Here is a 19,923-nt window from a genome sequence, read left to right on the forward strand (position 1 = left end):
AGCGGCTGCCTCGTGAGTCGTCCGCGCTGTCAGAATTGCGGGTATGCCAAGTGCTGAACTGCCTCGGTGCGCACGTGCTGTTGTGCGGTGACACTGTCGTGCAGAGGTGCTGAGATACCGGGCCGCAGAGATCTTCTGTCGCGCGACGGCGCTGTGGCGGCCCCCGACGCCGCGCCTGTTCCTCCGGCGTTCGGCCCCCACATTGGCTTGCCTCGGGAGCGACCGCAAGGCATGACCGCGACAATCTTCGAGCGATTCCCGAGTGATGGTCATCACAGGTACGGATAATGCAATTCACCCCGTCACCGACGGGGGAGGGCAGCACACTTGCTCCGGCTGTACCGCTTCAACCAACCTTTACGAGCACCTGGTTGGACCGCAGGCGAGTCCGACGAGGGGCAGCGAGCCGAGGGGACGGGCATGTCCGACGAGCCGGCTGAACGCACACGCACCACACGGGAGGTCAACCAGGCCCGCGTGCTCGCCCTGTGCAGTGGCGCGAGCTTCATGGCCTTCCTCGACCTCTCGATCGTCAGCATCGCCTTTCCCGACATCATGGACGACTTCCCTGGCACGTCGCTCAGCACCGTGACATGGGTCCTCAGCGGCTACACGATCCTGCTGGCAGCGGTGCTCACTCCCGCCGGCAGGATCGCCGACAGCATCGGCCGACGCACGGTCTTCCTCTGGTCCCTGGCCGCTTTCGCGGCCGCCTCGCTGGTCTGCGCCGTGGCCCCGTCCATCTGGTGGCTCATCGCCGCACGGATCGTCCAGGGCGCGGCGGCAGGTGGCATGATCCCCGCCGCCCTCGGCCTGATCCTCGCCACGACACCACGGGATCGCATCGCCAGAGCGGTCGGCACCTGGTCCGCGGTGGCGGGCTTCTCCGCCGTCATCGGACCGGCCGCGGGCGGGCTGCTGCTGCGTGGCTTCGGCTGGCGTTCGGTGTTCTACATCAATCTCCCGCTGTGCGGCGCGATGCTGGTCGCCGCCCTGGTGATGCTGCCGAGGCAACGCCTGCGCGGCACCGGGGACCGGTTGCCGGACGCGGTGGGCAGCATCGCGCTCGCCCTGGGCATCGGCGGCGTGGTGAGCGCGCTCACGGAAGGGGACACCTGGGGCTGGGGGGATGCCCGCACCATCGGACTCGGGCTGGCCGGTCTGGCGCTCGTGGCCGTGACCGTGCTCCGTTCACGCACGCACCCGGCGCCGGCCCTGGACATGACGGTGTGGCGCAGCCCCGTGTACCGGACGGCCAACCTCGGCCTCGGCCTGCTCAACATGACGATGTTCGCGTGGATGCTGGCCGCACCGCTGTTCGCCGCCGACATCTGGCACTGGTCCGTCCTGCAGACGGCCGGAGCGCTGAGCATCGGAGCCGTCTCCTCGATGGCCGGCTCACTGGCCGCGGGACGGCTCACCCGGCCGACGACCCAGGTGAAGGTGACGGTCCTGGGCGCGCTGTCCTTCACGGCCAGCAACGCCATCTGGGCATCCGGACTCTTCGGCGCCACGCCCAACTTCCTCGGCGGCTGGCTGCCGGCCTCGATCCTCGGTGGCGGCGGACTCGGCCTCGCCATCACCTGCCTGTCGTCGCTGGCCGCGGGGACGGTGCCCCCGCAGAAGTTCGCCGGCGGTCTCGGCATGACGCTGACGGTGCGTCAGGTCGGCGGTGCGATCGGCATCGCCGGATTCGCCTCGATCATGGCGTTGGGCCCGACTTCCGGCGGCATCCCCTCCTTCCACCACGTCTACGTCGCCGCGATGGTCGTCAACATCCTCTGCGCGGCCGTGGTGTGCACGATGCTCGTCATGCTGCGGCAGAAGCCCGCGCCCGCCGTCGCCGCCGCCTGAGGATCAGGTCGCGCCCCCGGGGGTGGGCCCTTGGCTCCAGGGGGCTGGACGGCACGGTCGCAGGACCGCGGAAGGCCCCCCGGGTGCGGCCACCGAAGTGGGCCGCACCCGGGGGGCCGTGCCGTACCCGCGGCTCCCGGCCGCCCCGACCGGCCGTCAGGCGGACGGTACGCGGATCAGCAGGGCGTCGCCCTGCCCGCCGCCGCCGCACAGCGCCGCCGCGCCGAGCCCGCCGCCGCGGCGGCGCAGCTCATAGGCCAGGTGGACGATGAGCCGGGCGCCGGAGGCGCCGATCGGGTGGCCGAGCGCGATCGCTCCACCGTCGACGTTGACGATGTCCGGGCTGATGCGCAGCTGCTCGGTGGAGACGATGCCGACGGCGGAGAACGCCTCGTTGATCTCGACCAGGTCCAGATCGGACGGCTTCAGTCCGGCCTTGGCCAGCGCGGCCCCGATCGCGTTCGACGGCTGCTCGTGCAGGCTCCCGTCAGGCCCCGCCACCACACCGTGGGCGCCGATCTCCGCGATCCAGGACAGGCCCAGCTCCTCGGCCTTGGCCTTGCTCGCCACCACCACGGCCGCGGCGCCGTCGGAGATCTGCGAAGCCGTCCCCGCCGTGATGGTGCCGTCGGCGCTGTACACGGGGCGCAGCTTCGCCAGGACCTCCGCCGTGGTGTCGGGACGTACGCCTTCGTCGGTGTCGCACACCACAGGGTCGCCCTTGCGCTGCGGGACCGTCACCGGCGCCAGCTCCTCGGCGAACCGGCCGGCTGCCGCCGCGGCGGCAGCCCGCTGGTGCGAGGCCGCGGCGAAGGCGTCCTGCTTCTCCCTGGTCAGCCCTGGGTAGCGGCTGTTGTACTTCTCGGTCGAGACGCCCATGCCCAGCTGGTCGAACGGACAGAACAACCCGTCGTGGACCATGTGATCGATGAGTGGCACGTCACCGGCCTTGAAACCCGCACGCGACTTGGGAAGCACGTGCGGTGCCTGCGACATGGACTCCTGACCGCCCGCCACGACCAGGTCGAACTCGCCGGCCCTGATCAGCTGGTCCGCCAACGCGATCGAGTTGATACCCGAGAGGCACACCTTGTTGACGGTGAGCGCCGGGACGCTCATCGGGATGCCCGCGGCCACCGCGGCCTGCCGGGCCGGGATCTGGCCGGCGCCCGCGGTGAGCACCTGCCCCATGATCGTGTACTCCACCTGCTCCGGCGTCACCCCCGCCTTCTCCAGAGCCGCCTTGATCGCGATGCCCCCGAGCTGAGCTCCGGACAGGTCCTTCAGAGCGCCGAGCAGGCGACCGGTGGGTGTACGGGCCCCGGCCAGGATGACGGATCCGGACACGATGTCCTCCGTGGGTAGTAGTGGTGGACCACAACACGGCCACATTACCGACGGGTTGGCCCGACGACAGGCGGCCTCCGGCGGTGTGAGCGACGGCATAGCCGATCGGAGGCGCCCCGGCGCCGAACCGGCGCGACGGCGTGTCGCCCGGCCGCCGCCGCGGCTGCCGCCCGCCGGTCCCGGCCTCGGCCACAGCCCTCCGCCCCACCCGCGGCGGAGGGATTCGACGGCGGACGAGGGCCCGCGCGGGGGCGGCGACGCAGACGGCTTTCACGCCGAGCGGTGAGGCCGTCCTCGGCGAGTCCCGCACCGGGCCAGGCGAGGACGGTCTCACGCCGGCGAGGGCGTACAGGCCCGACAGGTCGCGGTGACCGCCGACCGCCCGACCGGTCCCGGTGACCGCCGGCCGCCCCACCGGCGCGCGCGTGGCTCGCCGGCCGGACCGCTGTCGCCAGGGACGGCAGCACGCCCCGCCCGCAGGTGTTCCACGCCAGGGTCCGCGCCCGCGACGGCCCGTCATGACCTTGGTAGGCCGGACCGCCGACCCCTCCCGGACGACGCCGATCGGACGGCCTTCGGCGCTGCCGGGCGGCAGTCCGGCGACGGGCCGTCCTGGGACTCCGCGCGACCGCGTGGCGAACCCGGCCGATCCCACCCCCGTGAGGCGGGTGGGTTCCGTACGCGAGAAAACCGTTCGACGGCGCGGCGCCGCTCGGGCATTCTCAGGGGCATGTTCCGGTACGCCTTCCTCGCAGCGCAGTCCGCAGTCGCGGACGCGCCGAAGGCTGCCGTGAACCCTGCGCCCGCACTCGCAGCACTCGCAGCAGCAGCCTTCACCGCTGCCGCAGCGCCCTTCGGCGGCGCCCGAAGCTGACCCTCCCCCGACAGTCCGGCGGACCCCGCAAGGGGAGGGTCGGCGGGGCCCTGGGGTCTTCTTCTCTCAGCTTCGAATCGCAAGGAACGAGCCATGCCCAAGACGGCATACGTGCGCACCAAGCCGCACCTCAACATCGGCACCATGGGTCACGTCGACCACGGCAAGACCACTCTGACCGCCGCCATCACCAAGGTGCTCAGCGACCGCGGCACCGGCACCTTCGTGCCGTTCGACCGCATCGACCGGGCGCCCGAGGAGGCGCAGCGCGGCATCACCATCAACATCGCGCACGTCGAGTACGAGACCGACACCCGCCACTACGCGCACGTCGACATGCCCGGACACGCCGACTACATCAAGAACATGGTCACCGGGGCGGCGCAGCTCGACGGGGCGATCCTCGTCGTCTCCGCGCTCGACGGCATCATGCCGCAGACCGCGGAGCACGTCCTGCTGGCCCGTCAGGTCGGCGTCGACCACATCGTCGTCGCCCTCAACAAGGCCGACGCCGGCGACCCCGAGCTCACCGACCTGGTCGAGCTGGAGGTCCGGGAGCTGCTCTCCGCGCACGGTTACGGCGGTGACACCGTGCCCGTCGTGCGGGTCTCGGGGCTCGGCGCGCTTCAGGGGGACCCACGCTGGACCGCGTCCGTCGAGGGGCTGCTGGACGCCGTCGACACGTACGTACCGATGCCGGTGCGCTACACGGACGCGCCGTTCCTCCTGTCCGTGGAGAACGTGCTGACCATCACGGGCCGCGGCACCGTCGTCACCGGCGCCGTGGAGCGCGGCACGGTGCGCGTCGGGGACCGTGTGTCGGTGCTCGGCGCGGACCTCGAGACCGTCGTCACCGGCCTGGAGACCTTCGGGAAGCCGATGGAGTCCGCGGAGGCCGGCGACAACGTCGCGCTGCTGCTGCGTGGGGTCGAGCGCGACCGCGTCCGCCGCGGCCACGTGGTCGCGGCGCCCGGCAGCGTCACTCCGAGCCGGCGCTTCACCGCGCAGGTGTACGTCCTGTCGGCCAAGGAAGGAGGCCGCACCACGCCGGTCACGACGGGCTACCGGCCGCAGTTCTACATCCGTACGGCGGACGTGGTCGGGGACGTCGACCTCGGCGAGGCCGCGGTGGCGCGGCCCGGCGACACGGTCACCATGACCGTCGAGCTCGGCCGTGACGTCCCGCTGGAGTCCGGCCTCGGCTTCGCGATCCGCGAGGGCGGCCGCACGGTCGGCGCCGGCACGGTCACCGGCCTGCTCTGACACTCCTGCGCGGCCCGCCCTCCCGACCCCGGGAAGGCGGGCCGCGCAGGCTCGGGCAGACTGGGGGACATGGCAGACACAGCTCTCGTACTGGGCGCCGGAGGCGTCACCGGCACCGCATGGGAAACCGGCATCCTGCACGGGCTCGCCAAGGCGGGCGTCGACCTCTCCACCGCCGATCTGATCGTCGGGAGCTCGGCCGGTGCCATCGTCGGGGCGCAGCTCGCCTTCGGACCCGCCGGCGTCGGCGACCTCTACGAACGGCAGCTCGCCGCCCCGGAGGACGACAAGGGGGCGGCGGCCCGGCTCGGTCCCGTCGCCATCCTGCGGTACGCGAGAGCGGCGCTCTCCTCACGCACGCCCGAGGAATACGGCCGCAGGCTGGGCACCCTGTCCCGCGACAGCCGGCCCGGCGCGTCCGCGGCCGAGCGCCGGGAGCTGATCGCGAACCTGCTTCCCTCGACCGAATGGCCCGAACGGCGTCTGCTGGTCACCGCCGTGGACGCGTCCACCGGCGCGCTGCACACCTTCGACCGGACGGGCACGGTCGCGCTCGCCGACGCCGTCACCGCCAGTTGCGCGGTGCCCGTGGTCTGGCCGGTGGCCGATGCCGGCGGCGGGAGCTGGATCGACGGGGGCGTGCACTCCCCGGCCAACGCCCATCTCGCCTCCGGCTACGAACGCGTCGTCGTGATCGCACCCACCGCCACCGGCAACAAGGTGATCGTCTCGCCCCGAGCCCAGGCCGCCGGGCTGGAGGCGGCGGGCGCCCGCGTCGAGGTCATCACCCCGGACGCGGCCACCCGCAAGGCCATCGGCCGCAATTCCCTGGACCCCGCACGCCGGGCGGCGGCGGCCAGGGCGGGACTGGCCCAGTCCGCGGCCCACACCGAGTCGGTCGCGGCGGTGTGGAACGGCTGACCAGGCCGGAGGACGGCCCGGCGCCCGTCACAATGGGGAAGTGAACGAGCCGATACCCGTCATCCGCGACACCGACTGCGGCACCGCCAGGCTGCTGCCCGACGTCGACCGGGACCGTGCCTGGCTGCTCACGGTCGACGGCGCCCCGCAGTCCTACGTCGATCTGGACCAGCCGGAGCACCTCGAATTCGAGTACGTACGCAGGCTCGGCCACGTCGTGGACCGCGCCGACGCCCCGGGAGTACCGCTGGACGTGGTGCACCTCGGTGGCGGGGCGCTCACGCTGCCGCGCTACGTCGCCGCGACGCGCCCCGGGTCGCGGCAGGACGTGGCGGAGGTGGACCGAGGGCTCGTCGAACTGGTCGGCGAACACCTGCCGTGGCCGGCGGAGGCCGGCATCACCGTGCACGGCACCGACGCCCGGGGCTGGCTCGAAGCAGCGGCCGAAGGCTCCGCCGACCTCCTGATCGCCGATGTGTTCGGCGGGGCACGGGTACCGGCGCACCTCACCTCGGTCGAGTACGCGCGAGCCGCCGCACGGGTCCTGCGCGCGGACGGCGTCTACGCGGCGAACCTCGCCGACAGCGCGCCCTTCACCTTCCTGCGGTCACAACTGGCCAACTTCGCCGCGGTGTTCGACGAGCTCGCCGTCATCGCCGAGCCGGCCGTGCTGCGCGGCCGGCGCTTCGGCAACACCGTGCTGCTCGCCTCCCGCGCGCCTCTCGAGATCGCCCCGCTCGCCAGGGTGTGTGCCGCCGACGCGTTCCCCGCCCGGGTCGCACACGGTCCGGCGCTCGCCCGGCTCATCGGTGGGGCGGAGCCGGTGCGGGACAGCGAGGCCGTGGACTCACCTGAGCCCCCCGAGGGAGCCTTCGGCATCGGCTGACCCCGGGGTCTGCTCCGGCACGCTGATCTTGGCCACCGAGCTGCGGCGCGTCAGGTTCCGTACGTCGGGTACGAGCAGCACGCCCGCCGTCACCAGCACGATCAGGGCGGCGCAGCCCCACAGGGCCTCGCTGCGGCCGACGAGTGTCTCCACCGGCCCTGCCGCCGCCGTGGCCAGCGGAACCATCGCGACCGAGCCGAACCAGTCGTACGCCGCGACCCGGGACAGCTTGTCCTCCGGGATCTCCTGGTGCAGCGCCGTCATCCAGGAGACCCCGAACACCTCGATGGCGACCCCGGTCACGAACATCACCGCGCAGAGGCCGGTCACCGGCAGCGGGATCGCGAGCCCCGCCGAGGGGAGGGCCAGCGGGAAGACACAGAGCGTCCCCGCCAGCAGCAGTCGCCGGGGCTTCCACCGCATCATCAGCAGCGCTCCGCCCAGCGTGCCGACCCCGAACGCCGCGAGAGCGAAGCCCCAGGGGCGCGCGCCCCCGAGCTCGTCCCGCGCCACGAGGGGGCCGTACACCGCTTCGGCGGCTCCGACCACGGCCACCACCACGGAGAACTGCAGCACGACGGCCCACAGCCAGGGGCGTCCGACGACCTCGCGCCACCCCTCCCGAAGATCGGCGAGCAGCCCGCCGCCCGGTGCGCGCGCCGGGATGTGGCTCACGTCCAGGAAGGCGCGCAGCGCCCCCGCGACGGCGAACGCCACCGCGTCGACGGCCAGCACCCAGCCCGGGTCCATGGCCGCGATCATGGCGCCGCCGAGCGCCGCACCGCCGATGGCCGCGCCGTGCATCGACATCCGGAAGAAGGCGAAGGCGCGGGCCGCCTGTTCCCCGCTGACGCTGGACAGCAGCATGCCCTCGGCCGCCGGACCGAAGAAGGCCTGGCCGGTACCGCAGAGCGCGGTCAGCACCATCATGTGCCACAGCTCCGCGCCCCCGGTCAGGACCAGCCAGGCGAACACCGCCTGCGAGACGAAGTTGAGGGTGTTCGCGGCCACCATCACCCGGTGACGTGGCAGCCGGTCCGCCACCGCGCCGCCGATGAGCAGGAAGAGCACCAGCGGGGCCGTGCGCGCCGCGGCCACCAGACCGACGTCGCCTCCGTCGCCACCCGACTCCAGAACGGCGAACGCCGCCGCGATCAGAGCACCGTTGGTGCCGAGGCTCGTGATGATCGCGGCGGCGGTCAGCAGACCGAAGTTGCGGCCTGCCGGCAGGGAGCGGAGGGCGGGCGAGGGGGAGGGGGCGGCGGAAGTCACCAAGGGACTATCCCCGCCCCGGCCCCCTCCCGCCAAATGGGCGGTCCCGGCCGTGTGCGCCGGAGGCTCAGGACGTGGTCTCGGCGACCTCCACCAGGCGCACCGTGCTGAGGATCTTCTGGATGGTGGCGTCAGGGAGTTCGTCGTCCACGCCGGCGTTCGCGTAGAGGATCCAGGTCGAGTACTCGTCCTTGGAGTTCTTGAAGCTGAACGCGATCGACTTGCCGTCCGTGTCGCACTTGTTCTTGTTGGCCAGCCCGCTCGCGGTGGCGGTGACGACGCTGCCCGAGAGGCCCGACTTGGTCGTGTAGGGCTTGGGCTCGGCGGTCTTGACCTTCTCCTTCGGGTCCTCCTGCGCATAGGCGGCCCAGACCCAGTTGGCGGCCTCGTTCGTGGCCGCCTCATCGGTGTTCTTGGCGCCCTGACCGCCCTTGGTGCCCACACCGGCCAGGCCGGTGTCCTCCGCGGAGCCGTCCTTGTCCGTGTCGTCGCTGCACCACTTGGTCTTGTAGTGCGCGGGCGCGGAGAAGCCGACCGCCGGCGGGCCCGTCGGGTCCTTCACGTCCTCGAAGCCCGAGATCACGCCGGTGCCCGACACCTCCCAGTCACCGGGCACGTCGAACTGGGTGCCCCACTTGGGATTGGTCACGACCTTCCAGCCCGGAACCGTGGGCGCGGCATCCTCGCCGCCCCTGGGGTTCGCCGCGGGCGAGGACGGGGTCTCGGACGCCTTGGCCGACGGTGACTTCTTGCCGTCGGCCACGTCCGAGCCGCCCGTGTCGTCGTCCTTGTTCATGACGACGACACCGGTGACGACGGCCGCGATCACGACCGCGGTGGCCGCGAGGACGGCGACGATCGTCGTCTTCTTCTTGTCGTCCGGCCGCTGGCCGCCCGGCCCGCCCGGTACGGCGTACTGCGGCATCGTGGGCTGCTGGTACGGATTGGGCTGCGGGTAACCCGGCTGCTGCCCCGGCTGGCCCTGCTGCTGATATCCCGGCTGCTGGTAGGGATTCGGCTGTTGGTACCCCGGCTGCTGGTACGGATTCTGGTCCTGCGGGTTCTGCTCGCCCCCGGGCGGCTGCTGTCCTGGCCACATGGCCAGTAACCATAGAGGGGTCGGGTGGCCACTGCTACGGGCACCCCTGTGAGGGGATGGTCAAAGAGTGCTACTCGCTAGTAACATCGTGGGATGAGCACTGAAGAGATGACAGTCGGCGACATCCTGTCCGCGAGCGTCCCCATGGTCCGGACACTCGGCATCACCTACCTGGAGACGACCACGGAGCGTGCCGTCCTGTCGCTCCCCGACCGCGCCGAATATCACAACCATCTCGGCGGTCCCCACGCCGGAGCGATGTTCACCCTCGCCGAGTCGGCGAGCGGCGCGATCGTCGTCGCCGCGTTCGGCGACGAGATGTCCCGTGCCGTACCGCTGCCCGTCACCACGGAGATGGCCTTCAAGAAGGTGGCCATGGGTGATCTCACCGCGACCGCGGTGCTCGGCCGCCCGGTGGCCGAGGTCGTCGCCGAACTGGACGAGGGAAAGCGCCCGGAGTTCCCCGTGAGCGTCGAGATCCGGCGTGCGGACGGTGCCGTCACCAGCGAGATGACCGTGGTCTGGACGCTGCGTCCGAACCGCTGACCCGCACCCGGTCCCGCGCGCCCCTCGCCGGGAGCCGCGCCCGCCGGTCCCGTCCTCCGGCCCGGTAGGCTGCCCGCCGTGCACCACCCGTGGTGCACGGCTGCAGATCTCTTACGGGAAAGGACCCGCGTTGCACGTCCAGGAGTGGCTCGAGACGATCCCCGCGGTCAGCATCTACCTCCTGGTGGGGGTCGTCATCGGACTCGAGAGTCTGGGTATCCCGCTGCCCGGCGAGATCATCCTCGTGAGTTCGGCGCTCCTCGCCTCCCAGCACGGCGACATCGACCCCGTTGTCCTCGGCGCCTGCGCGTCGGCCGGGGCGATCATCGGGGACTCGATCGGTTACGCCATCGGCCGCAGGGGAGGCCGCCCGCTCCTCGCCTGGCTCGGCGGGAGGTTCCCCAAGCACTTCGGGGAGCCGCAGATCGCCCTGGCGGAGAGGTCGTTCACGAAGTGGGGCGTGTGGGCGGTCTTCTTCGGCCGTTTCGTCGCACTGCTGCGGATCTTCGCGGGGCCGCTGGCCGGTGTGCTGCGCATGCCGTACTGGAAGTTCCTGATCGCCAATGTGCTCGGCGGAATCGTCTGGGCAGGCGGCACCACCGCCGTCATCTACTCCGTGGGGGTCGTTGCCGAGGCGTGGCTCAAGCGCTTCTCGTGGCTGGGGCTGCTGGCCGCCGTGCTGATCGGTGTGACCTCGATGCTGGTGCTCAAGAACCGCGCGAAGAAGGCCGCGGAGCAGGCCGACCGCACGGTGTCCGCGCCGGAGCCGGACGCGGTGCCCGCGGCCGACTGATCCGGCACGGGTCCGCCGGCCCGGCGTGGCCCGCTCGGCCGGGTCCGCACGACGTGGGCGGGTGGCCTGCCTCCGGGGCCGACGGGTCCGGGACCGTCAGCTCTCCCGGTGCGCCTCACGGTGGGCCTTCGCCAGCTCGACGTAACCGGCCGCGTTGAAGGCGATGCCCTCACGCTCCTCCGCCGTCAGCTCCCGCTTGACCTTGGCGGGCACGCCGGCGACGAGGGAGCCCGGCGGGATCCGCATCCCCTGTGGCACGAGGGCCTGCGCGGCGATCAGCGAACCCGCTCCGACGTGTGCGCCGTTGAGTACGGTCGCTCCCATTCCGACCAGGACGTCGTCCTCGATGACGCAGCCGTGCAGCACGGCGTTGTGACCGACCGACACCCGGGCGCCCACCGTCATCGGGAAGCCGGGGTCGGTGTGCACGCTGCAGTTGTCCTGGATGTTGCTGTCGGGCCCGAGGGAGATCGGGCCGCCGTCGCCGCGCAGGACGGCGTGGTACCAGACGCTGGAGCCCGCGGCCATCGACACCTCGCCGACGACGACCGAGGTCGGTGCGAGGAAGGCGTCCGGGTCGATGTCCGGCTCCTTGCCGCCGATACCGGTGACCAATGCCCGCTCTGCCATCGCATGCTCCTCGGGTGGGGTGTGGTGCGCTCGGCGCCCCTTGCTCCGCACGAACCGTAATGGACGGTCCCCGCGCCCCGGGCAGGTGGGGTGAACATCACAGCACGTCGCACGGCCCCCTCCGGGCGGGCCGACTACCGTGAGCGGGTGCCGAAGATCCGGAACGTGTTCCCCTCCCTGGCCGTCCGGCGGCGTGGGCTGATGTCCCGCGCCGTCCATCACGCCTGGGCCTGGGTGCAGGAGACCGGGTCCGTCACCGCGCAGCACCCCGGGCGGCTCAGGTTCGGACGCATCGGCGCGGGGACCCGGCTGGCGTTCCCCCAGGGCACCGTGTTCGGGGAGCCTTGGATCGAGCTGGGCGACCACTGCGTCATCGGCGAGCAGGTGACGCTCACGGCCGGTCTGATGCCCGACCTCGACCTGGGACCGGAACCCATCCTGACCCTGGGCAACGGTGTGGTGCTGGGCAGGGGAAGCCATGTCATCGCCGACACCTCGGTGTCGATCGGCCCGGACACGTACTGCGGTCCGTACGTCTACATCACCTCGACCAACCACAGTTACGACGATCCCGACGAGCCGGTCGGCAAGCAGTGGCCGCGCATGGAGCCGGTCGTGATCGGGCCCGGATGCTGGATCGGTACCGGAGCGGTGATCCTCCCGGGAGCCAGGCTCGGCCGCAACGTGGTGGTCGCGGCGGGTGCCGTCGTGCGGGGAGAGGTCCCCGACCACGCCGTGGTGGCAGGGGCGCCTGCCCGGGTGGTGCGGAGCTGGGACCCGGAGGCGGGCTGGCAGCCACCGCTGCGCACTCCCGCACCGGTGCCGATCCCCGAAGGTGTCACGCCCGAGCAACTGGCCGCGGTGGCACGGTTGCTGGAGGACCCGGCCGACGGGAGCTGACCGCCTCCGGGGCCGGCCCCTCGCCCCAGTCCTGTGGCTCGTCACGGTGACGGGGACGGGCCGTCCTCACAGCCTCCATCGTTCGCGATCATGACCGCACCGGCGGCCGCGGCGAAGCCACGCGACACGGCCACCGCTGTCCGGGTGGGCGTGCGCCGGGTCATCGGTCCGCCGCCGGGATCGGCCGGAACCCGCGGCAGGCTCGTGGCCAGGGGGAACAGTGCGGTCGTCGGACCGTTCGCAGTACAGTGCGGTGTCGGTCGGGTACGCCCTGCTTAGTGCGATGTCCTGACTCTGTCATCCCTCATATTGGATGGAACGTGTCTGACCTCGATCAGCTCACCCAGTCGCTCGCGCGGAACCTCAAGCGGTGGCGAGGGGAGCGCGGCTTCACGCTGGACGCCCTGGCGGCCCGAGCGGGTGTCAGCCGCGGCATGATCATCCAGATCGAGCAGGCGCGCACGAACCCGAGCGTCGGCACCACCGTCAAGCTCGCCGACGCACTGGGCGTCAGCATCACCACGCTGCTCGACTACGAGCAGGGATCCCAGGTGAGGCTGGTTCCCGAGAGTCAGGCGGTGCGCATGTGGTCGACGGAGGCGGGCAGCTCGAACACGCTCCTGGTGGGTACGGAGGCCAGGGGGCCCATCGAGCTCTGGTCCTGGCATCTGATGCCCGGCGACAGCAGCGCCTCCGACCCGCACCCCGAAGGGACCGTGGAGCTCCTCCACGTCACAGCGGGCGTACTGACCCTGGTCGTCGACGGCGAGGCCCACGTGGTGCCCGCCGGAAGCTCTGCGACGTTCGAAGCCCATGTGCCGCACAGCTACCGCAACGACGGCCCTGAGCCCGCTGATCTGACGATGGCTGTGTCGATCCCGCCGGTCCGCAGGGAAGGCAAGTGAGCGGTCCGCGCGATCTGTCGGCGTGAACGACGTGCGTTCAGGTCGCCCCCTCGTGACCGATCCGGCCGTGGGTGGGGCGGATGGACCCGAGGAACGGGCCGGCGCGGACCTCAGCAGCCCCCGGCCCGATGTTTCCTGAGCCATCCAGCGGCGAAGTCCACTGCTGCGCGGAGGGAGAACAGATGACTCCGCGCCGCGCCCACCCGGCCGATACCGACGGTTGCGGCGCCGACCGTGCCCGTCCCTACCGCTCCGTTCCCGACCATGCCGGTGCGCGTACGGACGAAGTCGTCCCCGAGCGCGGCGAAGTCGCTGTCGTCCAGAGCGATGTCCTCGTACTCCCACCATTGCCGTCCGCCTTCCGATGCCACTACGCAGCGGTACAGGCGGCGGGGCGGCGACGGCAGGCGGTACTCCGCGAGGTGGAAGGCGGTGCAGCTGTCGAAGCCCGTGCCCAGCAGCAGGATCTGGGCGTCGGCGTCGTACAGCCGGGCGAGGGGGGAGTCCTCGCCGAGGTGGCAGTCCTGGCGGTGGTCGGTGAGCAGCTTCGGGGCTCCCGGCCCGAGTGCGGCGAACGAGGTCTGCGGGTGTGCGCTGCGCAGCGCACCCGGGGTCAGACGCACCGTCTCGGAGAGCGCGCCCATCGAGGGCGCGGGAGTGACCGCCGGGTCGAACGCGGGCATAGCCGCGAGCACCGCCTCGCGGGCCTCGTCGCTCAGACCGCGGACATGGTCCAGGTGGAAGCGCGAGGTGTCGGAATTCTCCGGGGTGAAGGTGGGGACCGCCAGCGTTCCCTCCGGTCCCAGCGCCCGGCAGAGCGCTTCGGCCATGCGTCCGGCGTCCTCGCCCACGGAGCGCATCGAGGCGTGCACCAGCAGGACGCCCCCGCGACGCACGCCGAGATCGCACAGCTGCGTGGCGGTGCGCTCACCGGCGAGATGCTGAGTCACAGCGGACATTCTGCCCGCCGGAGCCTCGGTGCGGCACCACGCCTTCCGGCCCGTGCGGGAGGCAGGACCGCGCAGGGAGGTCTTCGGTGAATGAGGCAGGGCCGCGAGTGCCGCCGGTCACCGCTGCGGGGCGAGGCGTGGTATCTCGATCGCCGGGCAGCGGTCCATCACCATGGCGAGACCCGCCGCGCGCGTGCGCTCGTACGCCTTCTCGTCGATCACGCCGAGCTGGAACCAGACCGCCTTGGCGCCGACCGCCACCGCGTCGTCCGCGACACCACCCGCCAGGTCGCTGTTGACGAAGACGTCCACCACATCGACCGGGAAGGGTATGTCCGCCAGCGAGGCGTATCCCTGCTCGCCGTGGACCGGCTCCGCCTTTGGGTGGACGGGCACCACCCTCTTGCCGAAGCGCTGGAGGACCTCTGCCACCCCGTAGGCCGCGCGGGAGCGGTTGCCGGACAGGCCCACCACCGCCCAGGTGTCGCCCGTGTCCTGAAGGATCCTGCGAACCGTCTCATCGTCTGCGTACATGCCCTGACAACGGACGGCCCCGCCCGGCCATTCCCCACGAAGGGGTGAAGAGTGCGGGACGGACCGGCGCATAGGGTGGACCGATGCAGGAGCAGTACCGGACAGTCGCCCGCGCGGGCGTGCACGAGACCGAGATCAGCCGGTCGCGTTTCCTCTGCGCGCTGGCCCCAGCCGCCACCGAACAGGAGGCGCAGGAGTTCATCGCGCGCGTCCGCAAGGAACACCCCTCCGCCAACCACAACTGCTTCGCCTATGTCATCGGCGCCGACGCCTCCGTGCAGAGGGCCGGTGACGACGGGGAGCCGGGCGGGACGGCCGGCGTCCCCATGCTGCAGATGCTCATGCGCCGGGAGGTGCGGTACGCCGTAGCCGTCGTCACCCGCTACTTCGGCGGCGTCAAGCTCGGCGCGGGCGGACTGATCCGGGCGTACGGAGGAGCCGTGGGTGAAGCCCTCGACGCGCTGGGCACGAGCACCCGCCGCCGGTACCGCCTCGCCACGGTCACCGTGGACCACCAGCGGGCGGGCAAGCTGGAGAACGACCTGCGGGCCACTGGCCGTGCTGTTCACGACGTGACCTACGCGGAGGCGGTGACCATCGCGATCGGTCTGCCGGACGCCGACGTCGACGGGTTCAGCTCCTGGCTCGCCGATGCCACCGCGGGCTCCGCGACGCTCGAACTGGGCGGCGAGGCGTACGGGGATGTCCGAGGCGGATGAGGGATCCGGGAGCGCGCGGCATTAGCGTGGTCGTGCCGGCCGCGGAGAACCGTGGCGGGTGGGGTGCCGGGCCGGTCAGGTCCCGGGGGCGGAGGTAGTGGAACATGCAGGTCGGAGACGTCGGAGTGATGTCGTGAGGATTCTGCACACCTCGGACTGGCACCTGGGGCGCTCGCTCCACCGCGTTTCGATGCTCGACGCCCAGGCCGCCTACCTCGACCACCTCGTCGAGACGGTGCGGGAGCACGCCGTGGACGTGGTCGTCGTGGCGGGCGACGTCTACGACCGGGCCGTGCCGCCGCTGTCGGCCGTCCAACTGTTCGACGACGCGCTGCACCGGCTCGCCGCCGCCGGAGTACCGACCGTCATGATCTCGGGCAACCACGACTCGGCCCGCAGGCTCGGAGTGGGCGCCGGGCTGATCGCACGGGCCGGGATCCACCTGCGTACCGATCCCGGCGAGTGCGCCACTCCGGTCGTGCTGCACGACACGCACGGAGAGGTGGCCTTCTACGGGCTCCCCTACCTGGAGCCGGCTCTCGTCAGGGAGAGCCTCGGTGCGCCGAAAGCGGGGCACGAAGCCGTCCTCACGGCGGCCATGGGCCGGGTGCGGGCCGATCTCGCCTCCCGGCCGGACGGCACCCGCTCCGTGGTGCTCGCCCATGCGTTCGTGGCGGGCGGCGAACCCAGCGACAGCGAACGCGACATCACGGTCGGCGGTGTCGCCGCCGTCCCCGCGGGAGTCTTCGACGGTGTCGACTACGTGGCCCTCGGCCACCTGCACGGCTGCCAGAAGGTCACGGACCGGGTGCGTTACTCGGGCTCCCCGCTCGCGTACTCGTTCTCCGAGCACGCGCACCGCAAGACGATGTGGCTGATCGACCTCGGCCCCGGCGGAGACATCGGCGCCGAACGCGTCGACTGCCCGGTGCCACGCCCGCTGGCACGGCTCCGCGGACGCCTCGACACGCTGCTGGAGGACCCGGCCCTCGTACGGCACCGGGACTCGTGGGTCGAGGCGACCCTCACCGACCCGGCGAGGCCGGACGAACCGATGGCCCGGCTGCTGGAGCGTTTCCCGCACACCCTCAGCCTGGTCTTCGACCCCGAGCGTGCTCCCGGGGATCCCCTCGCGTCGTACGCCCAGCGGCTCGAGGGGCGTGACGACCAGCAGGTGGCGGAGGACTTCGTGGCCCACGTGCGCGGCGGAAGCGGCCCCAGCGCGCAGGAGCGGACGGTGCTGCGCGCCGCCTTCGACGACGTACGGGTCGGCGACGCAGTGAACGAGGTGTCCCGATGAGGCTGCACAAACTCACCCTGACCGCCTTCGGACCCTTCGGAGCCTCTCAGGAAGTCGACTTCGACGCACTGTCCTCCGCGGGGATATTCCTGCTGCACGGTCCCACCGGCGCAGGCAAGACATCCGTCCTCGACGCCGTCTGCTACGGCCTGTACGGGGCGGTGCCCGGTGCCCGGCAGAGCCCCGGCACCTCACTGCGGAGCGACCACGCCCCGTTGGACCGCCCGACCGAGGTGTGTCTGGAACTGACCGTCGGAGGGCGCCGCCTCGAAGTCACCAGGCGACCCGCCCAGCCCCGCCCCAAGAAGAGGGGCGGTGGTTTCACGACCGAGAAGGCGCAGAGCCTGCTGCGTGAACACGACCCCGAGCACGGCTGGAAGGCGCTCAGCCGCTCCCACCAGGAGATCGGTGAGGAGATCGGCGGGCTCATCGGGATGAGCCGGGACCAGTTCTGCCAGGTGGTGCTGCTGCCGCAGGGCGACTTCGCGCGGTTCCTGCGCGCCGACGCGGAGGCGCGCGGCAAGCTGCTCGGCCGGCTCTTCGACACCCGGCGCTTCGCGGCCGTGGAGGAGCGCCTGGCCGACCTGCGGCGGGCGGCCGAAGCCCGGGTCAGGACGGCGGACGAGCAGATCCTCGCCCTGGCCCAGCGCATCGCGCAGGCGGCCGGTCCGGCGGCGGACGAGGAGGCACCGCCCGAGGAGCGGCCCGGCGAACCCGGTCTCGCGGAGGGAGTCCTGCAATGGGCCGCCCTCGCACGCAGCGGAGCCCGCGAACGGCTGGACATCGCCCGGTGCGTCCTGGCGGCGGCCGAAGGCCGGAACGCGTCCGCACGCCAGGCGTTCGAGGCCGAACGCGAACTGGCCCGGCTCCAGCAGAGGTACGAGGAGACCCGCCGCCGAGCCGCCGGGCTGGAGGCCCGACGCGCCGAACGCGACCGCTGCCACGACCAGCTGACCCGCGCGCGCAAGGCGGACCTGGTCGCCCCGGCGCTCGAGCTGCGGGAGGAGACCGGGCGCGCCCACCGCACGGCTGTCGCGACGCGTGAGCGGTCACGGGCCGGCCTGCCTCCCGAACTGGCCGAAGCGGGCCCCGAACAGCTGGCAGGCATGGAACGACGGCTCCGGGCGGAGCTGGGTGCGCTCGACGCCGCACGCCGTGCCGAGCGGCGCAGCGGGGAGATCGACGCCGAGCGGGCCGGTCTGGAGAGGCAGTCCCGTTCGGACGACGACACGATCCACGAGGCTGCCCAGTGGCTGGCCGAATGGGACGCCGCCCACCGGAGCCTCAGGGACCGCATCGAGACGGCGCAGGACGCCGCGACCCGCGCGGAGCAGTTGGCGGGCCGGCTCGACCCGGCCCGCAGGAGGCTGGAGGCGGCACGCCGGCGCGACGCCCTCGGCGCGCAGGAGGAAACGGCGGCTGCGGCCCTCACCGCTGCCCGCGAACGTGCTGTGGACGCACACGAGAGGTGGCTGACGCTCCGGGAGCAGCGGCTGCGCGGTATCGCCGCGGAACTGGCCGGTCAGCTCGTCGACGGTGTGGCCTGTACCGTGTGCGGCTCGGCGGAGCACCCGGCGCCGGCCCGCGCGGAGGACGGCCATGTGGACCGGGCCACGGAGGAGGCGGCGCTCGCCGCCCACCAGCGGGCCGACCGGGCCCGGGCACAGGCGGAGAGCGAGCTCGGCGTCCTGCGGGAACGCCTCGCTGGGGCGCGGGCCGAGGCGGCGGAGCCGCAGGACGACGCAGGCGCGACCGGACCGAGGGACCGGACCGCAGCCGGTGTCGCCGAACTGCGCTCGGTCGTCGACCGTCTGACCCGGGAGCACGCGGAGGCGCACCGCGTGGCCGCGGGAACGCATGCGGCGAGGGAGGCACTCGCCGCCGCCGAGCGCGAGCACGCCGGCCGGCTCGACGACCGGCAGCAGGCGGAGCGGCGCGCCGCTGCCCGCACCTCCCAGCGCGAAGCGCTCGACCGCGAACAGTCGGCGCTGAAGGCCGAGTTGGTGAAGGCCCGGGGTGCCAGTGCCTCCGTGGCCGAGCATGCCGCGCTGCTGGAGCGCCGTGCTGTGCTGCTGGCCGACGCCGCCGACGCGCTCCGCGCCGAGCAGGACGCGGCCGAGCGCCTCAAGGAGGCCGACGGGAGGCTTGCCGACGCCGCCTTCCGGGCCGGGTTCGACACGCCGCAGGCCGCCGCCGCGAAGCTCCTGGACGACACCGCGCAGCGGGAGTTGCAGCACCGGATCGACGCCTGGCAGACGGAGGCCGCCACCGTCGCCGACCGGCTCGCCGAGGAGGACGCGCGGTCCGCCGCCGACCGGCCGGCCGCGGAGCCGGACGCGGCACAGGCGGCGTACGACCTGTCCGTCGAGGCGTTGCGCGACGGCGCCGCCGCACACGCCGCCGCGCAGGAGCGCGGCACGGAGCTCGGCCGGCTCTCGCGCCTCGCCGAGGACGAGGTGCGCGCCCTCGGGCCACTTCGCCAGGAGTACGAGAGGGTGGCCCGTCTCGCCGGGCTGACAGCGGGCACCTCCGCGGACAACGAGCGAAAGATGCGGCTGGAGGCGTACGTGCTGGCGGCCCGCCTCGAACAGGTTGCCGCCGCGGCCACGGCCCGCCTCCAGCGGATGTCTTCCGGCCGCTACACCCTGGTCCACTCCGACGAACGCAGCGGTGGACGCAGGGCCGGTCTCGGCCTGCACGTCGTCGACTCCTGGACGGGCCGGGAGCGCGACACGGCTACGCTGTCCGGAGGGGAGACGTTCTTCGCCTCGCTCGCACTGGCGCTGGGCCTGGCCGACGTGGTGACGGACGAGGCGGGCGGCGTACGTCTGGACACGCTCTTCATCGACGAGGGCTTCGGCAGCCTGGACGACCAGACCCTGGACGAGGTGCTCGACGTCCTGGACTCGCTGCGCGAGCGCGACCGGAGCGTCGGGATCGTCAGCCACGTGGCCGACCTGCGCCGCCGTATCCCGGCTCAGCTGGAGGTCGTGAAGGAACGGCAGGGATCGGCGGTCGTCCACCGGGCGGCCGGGACGCTCAGCGGCTGACCGCGCGACGGGGAGGGGCGAGGAGCGGACGACGCCGGTGGGCACGGAGCCGGGCCGGTCCTGCCCGTCACCTCCTCCAG

17 protein-coding genes are annotated in these 19,923 nt (G+C 72.4%); 11 read left to right on the top strand and 6 right to left on the bottom strand.

Annotated features, from left to right (window positions below; all coding sequences use genetic code 11):
* Window positions 1-420 precede the first annotated feature (420 nt).
* Window positions 421-1,854, top strand: coding sequence for an MFS transporter (locus tag JOC24_RS28130; protein ID WP_205023219.1), 1,434 nt, complete (start codon window positions 421-423; stop codon window positions 1,852-1,854).
* 156 nt (window positions 1,855-2,010) lie between these two features.
* Here JOC24_RS28130 and JOC24_RS28135 read toward each other — a convergent pair whose 3' ends face one another.
* Window positions 2,011-3,201: an acetyl-CoA C-acetyltransferase gene (locus JOC24_RS28135; protein ID WP_205023220.1), complete on the bottom strand. Its 1,191-nt coding sequence runs from the start codon at window positions 3,199-3,201 to the stop codon at window positions 2,011-2,013.
* 967 nt (window positions 3,202-4,168) lie between these two features.
* On the opposite strand from JOC24_RS28135, the gene tuf reads away from it, so the two are divergent.
* The 3 genes from tuf to JOC24_RS28150 all read left to right on the top strand — a co-directional run bounded on the left by tuf (window position 4,169) and on the right by JOC24_RS28150 (window position 7,145).
* Window positions 4,169-5,338: an elongation factor Tu gene (tuf, locus tag JOC24_RS28140; RefSeq protein WP_205023221.1), complete on the top strand. Its 1,170-nt coding sequence runs from the start codon at window positions 4,169-4,171 to the stop codon at window positions 5,336-5,338.
* 69 nt (window positions 5,339-5,407) lie between these two features.
* On the top strand, window positions 5,408-6,259 hold the full coding sequence (locus JOC24_RS28145; RefSeq protein ID WP_205023222.1) for a patatin-like phospholipase family protein: 852 nt from the start codon (window positions 5,408-5,410) through the stop codon (window positions 6,257-6,259).
* 40 nt (window positions 6,260-6,299) lie between these two features.
* Window positions 6,300-7,145, top strand: coding sequence for a spermidine synthase (locus JOC24_RS28150; protein WP_205023223.1), 846 nt, complete (start codon window positions 6,300-6,302; stop codon window positions 7,143-7,145).
* Here the strand turns inward: JOC24_RS28150 and JOC24_RS28155 are convergent.
* Both JOC24_RS28155 and JOC24_RS28160 read right to left on the bottom strand, forming a co-directional pair.
* On the bottom strand, window positions 7,107-8,417 hold the full coding sequence (locus tag JOC24_RS28155; protein WP_205023224.1) for an MFS transporter: 1,311 nt from the start codon (window positions 8,415-8,417) through the stop codon (window positions 7,107-7,109). The two genes, JOC24_RS28150 and JOC24_RS28155, sit on opposite strands and share 39 nt — an antisense overlap.
* Before the next feature lie 67 nt (window positions 8,418-8,484).
* Window positions 8,485-9,516, bottom strand: coding sequence for a hypothetical protein (locus JOC24_RS28160; protein WP_205023225.1), 1,032 nt, complete (start codon window positions 9,514-9,516; stop codon window positions 8,485-8,487).
* 108 nt (window positions 9,517-9,624) lie between these two features.
* Between JOC24_RS28160 and JOC24_RS28165 the strand changes: the two genes are divergently transcribed.
* Together JOC24_RS28165 and JOC24_RS28170 are read left to right on the top strand one after the other, a co-directional pair.
* On the top strand, window positions 9,625-10,062 hold the full coding sequence (locus tag JOC24_RS28165) for a DUF4442 domain-containing protein (RefSeq protein WP_205023289.1): 438 nt from the start codon (window positions 9,625-9,627) through the stop codon (window positions 10,060-10,062).
* A 130-nt stretch (window positions 10,063-10,192) separates the two neighbouring features.
* Window positions 10,193-10,855: a DedA family protein gene (locus tag JOC24_RS28170; protein ID WP_205023226.1), complete on the top strand. Its 663-nt coding sequence runs from the start codon at window positions 10,193-10,195 to the stop codon at window positions 10,853-10,855.
* 96 nt (window positions 10,856-10,951) lie between these two features.
* Here the strand turns inward: JOC24_RS28170 and JOC24_RS28175 are convergent, their stop codons facing one another.
* Window positions 10,952-11,485 (bottom strand): gamma carbonic anhydrase family protein, encoded by a 534-nt coding sequence (locus tag JOC24_RS28175; protein WP_205023227.1) that lies wholly within the window; start codon window positions 11,483-11,485, stop codon window positions 10,952-10,954.
* 147 nt (window positions 11,486-11,632) lie between these two features.
* Between JOC24_RS28175 and JOC24_RS28180 the strand changes: the two genes are divergently transcribed.
* The gene (locus JOC24_RS28180) at window positions 11,633-12,385 is read left to right on the top strand and encodes an acyltransferase (protein ID WP_374104537.1); all 753 of its coding nucleotides are present in this window, start codon (window positions 11,633-11,635) and stop codon (window positions 12,383-12,385) included.
* Between the two features lie 320 nt (window positions 12,386-12,705).
* Entirely contained in the window at window positions 12,706-13,290 is a 585-nt protein-coding gene (locus tag JOC24_RS28185; protein WP_205023228.1) for a helix-turn-helix domain-containing protein, read from the top strand.
* A gap of 110 nt (window positions 13,291-13,400) precedes the next feature.
* Here JOC24_RS28185 and JOC24_RS28190 read toward each other — a convergent pair whose 3' ends face one another.
* Complete coding sequence (locus tag JOC24_RS28190; RefSeq protein WP_205023229.1) at window positions 13,401-14,249, bottom strand: AAC(3) family N-acetyltransferase; 849 nt, start codon at window positions 14,247-14,249, stop codon at window positions 13,401-13,403.
* A 108-nt stretch (window positions 14,250-14,357) separates the two neighbouring features.
* Complete coding sequence (locus JOC24_RS28195; RefSeq protein ID WP_205023230.1) at window positions 14,358-14,774, bottom strand: CoA-binding protein; 417 nt, start codon at window positions 14,772-14,774, stop codon at window positions 14,358-14,360.
* Between the two features lie 83 nt (window positions 14,775-14,857).
* Between JOC24_RS28195 and JOC24_RS28200 the strand changes: the two genes are divergently transcribed.
* From JOC24_RS28200 to JOC24_RS28210, 3 genes are all read left to right on the top strand, one after another.
* Entirely contained in the window at window positions 14,858-15,493 is a 636-nt protein-coding gene (locus JOC24_RS28200; protein WP_205023231.1) for a YigZ family protein, read from the top strand.
* Window positions 15,494-15,626: 133 nt separating this feature from the next.
* Window positions 15,627-16,793, top strand: coding sequence for an exonuclease SbcCD subunit D (locus tag JOC24_RS28205; protein ID WP_205023232.1), 1,167 nt, complete (start codon window positions 15,627-15,629; stop codon window positions 16,791-16,793).
* Complete coding sequence (locus JOC24_RS28210; RefSeq protein ID WP_205023233.1) at window positions 16,790-19,843, top strand: AAA family ATPase; 3,054 nt, start codon at window positions 16,790-16,792, stop codon at window positions 19,841-19,843. The genes JOC24_RS28205 and JOC24_RS28210 overlap by 4 nt, the downstream gene beginning before the upstream one ends.
* Window positions 19,844-19,923: the final 80 nt, after the last annotated feature.

Origin of the sequence: Streptomyces sp. HB132, from assembly GCF_016909575.1 — a bacterium.
Taxonomy (GTDB): Bacteria; Actinomycetota; Actinomycetes; order Streptomycetales; family Streptomycetaceae; genus Streptomyces.

Bases quoted from the DNA above. Each gene is read 5' to 3' on its own strand.
- tuf (WP_205023221.1), top strand. From the start codon at position 4,169: ATGCCCAAGACGGCATACGTGCGCACCAAGCCGCACCTCAACATCGGC.
- JOC24_RS28175 (WP_205023227.1), bottom strand. From the start codon at position 11,485: ATGGCAGAGCGGGCATTGGTCACCGGTATCGGCGGCAAGGAGCCGGAC.
- JOC24_RS28210 (WP_205023233.1), top strand. From the start codon at position 16,790: ATGAGGCTGCACAAACTCACCCTGACCGCCTTCGGACCCTTCGGAGCC.
- JOC24_RS28165 (WP_205023289.1), top strand. From the start codon at position 9,625: ATGACAGTCGGCGACATCCTGTCCGCGAGCGTCCCCATGGTCCGGACA.
- JOC24_RS28160 (WP_205023225.1), bottom strand. From the start codon at position 9,516: ATGTGGCCAGGACAGCAGCCGCCCGGGGGCGAGCAGAACCCGCAGGAC.
- JOC24_RS28130 (WP_205023219.1), top strand. From the start codon at position 421: ATGTCCGACGAGCCGGCTGAACGCACACGCACCACACGGGAGGTCAAC.
- JOC24_RS28190 (WP_205023229.1), bottom strand. From the start codon at position 14,249: ATGTCCGCTGTGACTCAGCATCTCGCCGGTGAGCGCACCGCCACGCAG.
- JOC24_RS28195 (WP_205023230.1), bottom strand. From the start codon at position 14,774: ATGTACGCAGACGATGAGACGGTTCGCAGGATCCTTCAGGACACGGGC.
- JOC24_RS28145 (WP_205023222.1), top strand. From the start codon at position 5,408: ATGGCAGACACAGCTCTCGTACTGGGCGCCGGAGGCGTCACCGGCACC.
- JOC24_RS28200 (WP_205023231.1), top strand. From the start codon at position 14,858: ATGCAGGAGCAGTACCGGACAGTCGCCCGCGCGGGCGTGCACGAGACC.